The sequence below is a fragment of the Streptomyces sp. SID3343 genome, assembly GCF_009865215.1.
Classification (GTDB): domain Bacteria; phylum Actinomycetota; class Actinomycetes; order Streptomycetales; family Streptomycetaceae; genus Embleya.
The window spans coordinates 1-2,136 of sequence record NZ_WWJX01000162.1 but is presented as its reverse complement, the minus strand read 5'-3'; the positions used below and the strand labels follow the sequence as shown (position 1 = coordinate 2,136).

At 71.4% G+C, this 2,136-nt stretch carries 1 protein-coding gene and 1 pseudogene; one reads left to right on the top strand and one right to left on the bottom strand.

Features of this window, described 5'->3' with window-relative positions; all coding sequences use genetic code 11:
• A pseudogene (locus GT354_RS05950) lies at positions 1 to 488 on the top strand (hypothetical protein); the annotation flags it as partial.
• A gap of 438 nt (positions 489 to 926) precedes the next feature.
• On the opposite strand, the gene GT354_RS05945 reads toward GT354_RS05950, so the two are convergent.
• Positions 927 to 2,136 (bottom strand): hypothetical protein (locus GT354_RS05945; RefSeq protein WP_161355123.1); only part of this gene is annotated, 1,210 nt, incomplete at its 5' end.

The window sequence follows — 2,136 nt, the reverse complement described above, 5'->3', positions numbered from 1 at the left end:
GTGCCGGAGGCGGCGCCGGGGCGGGAGGTACGAAGGTCTCCTGCGACGCGTTCACCCTGTCCGGAGGAAAGTATTCCGTCCACATCGGCAAGGGCGCTGCGGGCGGTGCCGGGGGCAAGTACGGGTACTCCGGCGACGACACCAAAATCACCACCGCCGGCGAGTTCAAGTTCGACGTCGCCCTGGCCAAGGGCGGCGGAGGCGGCAAGGACGCCACCGGCGCCGGCCCCGGTGCCGGCGGCTCGCACTACGAGGGCAGTAAATGCCTCCGGGAGGAGGGATCCGTCATCGAAAACCACGACGGCTTCGGCGGCGGCAAGCCCCCCGGCGGGGGTCGTGTGGGTCTAGGCGGTTACGAGACCAACGCCCAGGCCCCGCACATCTGCCTGGGCCAGGGCAACGGCGGCAAGGGCGGTGACGGCGGCGACCGAACCGGCGGCGACAGCGGCTCATCCGGTCACGGCGGCTGCATCGTCATCACCTGGTAACCGCGACCGCACGAAGCCCCTGACTCCTGCCTCCTGGGACGCTGTTCGTTGATCCGGGGGCTCGCGTGACGTCGGCCTTCAAGACCCGGTTGTGGTCCTGAAGGCCGACGTCGTCGTATGGGGTGGTTTGGTGACGTTGCGTCCCCGCGGCGATGTCGAGCAGGAACGAGACCGGACTCAGCCGCGCCCGCGCCGGCACTCCCTTGTCGGCGGCCGGAGTCGCGGCCAGCATCCGCGCCGGTATCCACGCCGGTATCCATGCTGCAATCTGCGCCGAATCCTGCGCCGAGTTTCGTGGCGAGTACAGATTCCGACCCGCGGCCGGAACCGGAACCGGAACCGCTGCCGCGGCCGGAACCGGGGCCGAAAGCGGAGCAGTGAGCCCTGCCCGTCGAAGCGCCCCGGCTCCGCCCTAGATCGACCGATTCGCCGCGTCCGTCAGGAACCGGCCTCGGCAGCGGCTTCCGCGGCGGCCGCCGCTTCCGCCGCGGCGGCTCGGGCCGCGATCTGGAGGGTCTGTACCGGGGTGTTCGTGCGCAGCGCTTCCACGAAGATCAGTTGCTCCGGGGCCATTTGCGCGTGCAACACGCCGGTCTCGACGACGGCTTTGTCGATCCAGCCCGCATCGACCAGCGCGGTGACGATCGCGTCCAGATCCTCGGGTCGGGTCGCGGTGAGCGCGGCGAGGAAGGGCAGGTCGCAGCGGGACGCGCCCGTCGCGTCGGAGTGCGCGGCGATGCACGCGGCCGCCAACCGCACCTGCGCGGGCTGCCTGCGCAGCTTCTTGTACGAGATCACGCGCGCGATCCAGCCCGATGCCCGGGTGCGCGGCAGCTTGCCCAGCGAGAAGCCTTCCGCGCCCGGGACGCCGCATCCGACCGGGTCCTCCTCGGTCGCGAGCAACTCCTCGACGTCGGCCTCCAGCCAGCCGGACGTGGTCAACTCGCCGACCGCCAGCTCGCCTTCCGTGCCGCACACGATGCGCAGGTCCGGACCGGTCAGGTTGGCCTTGCCCGTGCCGACACCCCGCAGCAGGCACACGAGCGCGAGCAACCGGGACACCGACGCGTTGCCCGGAGTGGTCGACGCGATGTGGTTCAGTGCCCCACGCACAGGCTGCCCGAGGCCGCTGACCGGCCAATGGCCGTCGGACCCGCCGTCGGCGAGCGTGCTCTCGTACGGGATGCCCTGCTGCTGGGCGATCTGGCGCAGCGTCGTTTCGTACGCCTTCGTGGCCCGGTCGGCCTCGGTCCGCACGATCCGGGTGCCCACCGGGTAGGGCTCCTCCGCCCACTGTTCGAGGGCGGCCGCCTTGCGCTTGGTCAACTCGGCGATCACCGTCAGGTCCGGCGTGCCGGATGCCTGGTGCGCACGGAAACCCTCCACGATGGCGGCCAGTTCGTCCAGGAGGGGCTGAGGCAGGCCCTCGTCGGGCACGGTGAGGACCCCGAACCGCCGGTTGGCCTTGCGGGCTTCCTTCGGCTTGCGCGGTTCCTTGGACACACGGGTCTCGCGGACCGGCTCACGCGCTTCCTTGGGCTCGCGGACTTCCCGGACCTGCTGGGTTTCCCGGGGTTCGCGCACCTCGCGGGCCTCCCGGGGTTCGCCGATCGGGCCGGCTTCGCGCGTCTCCCGCGCCGCGTGGGCC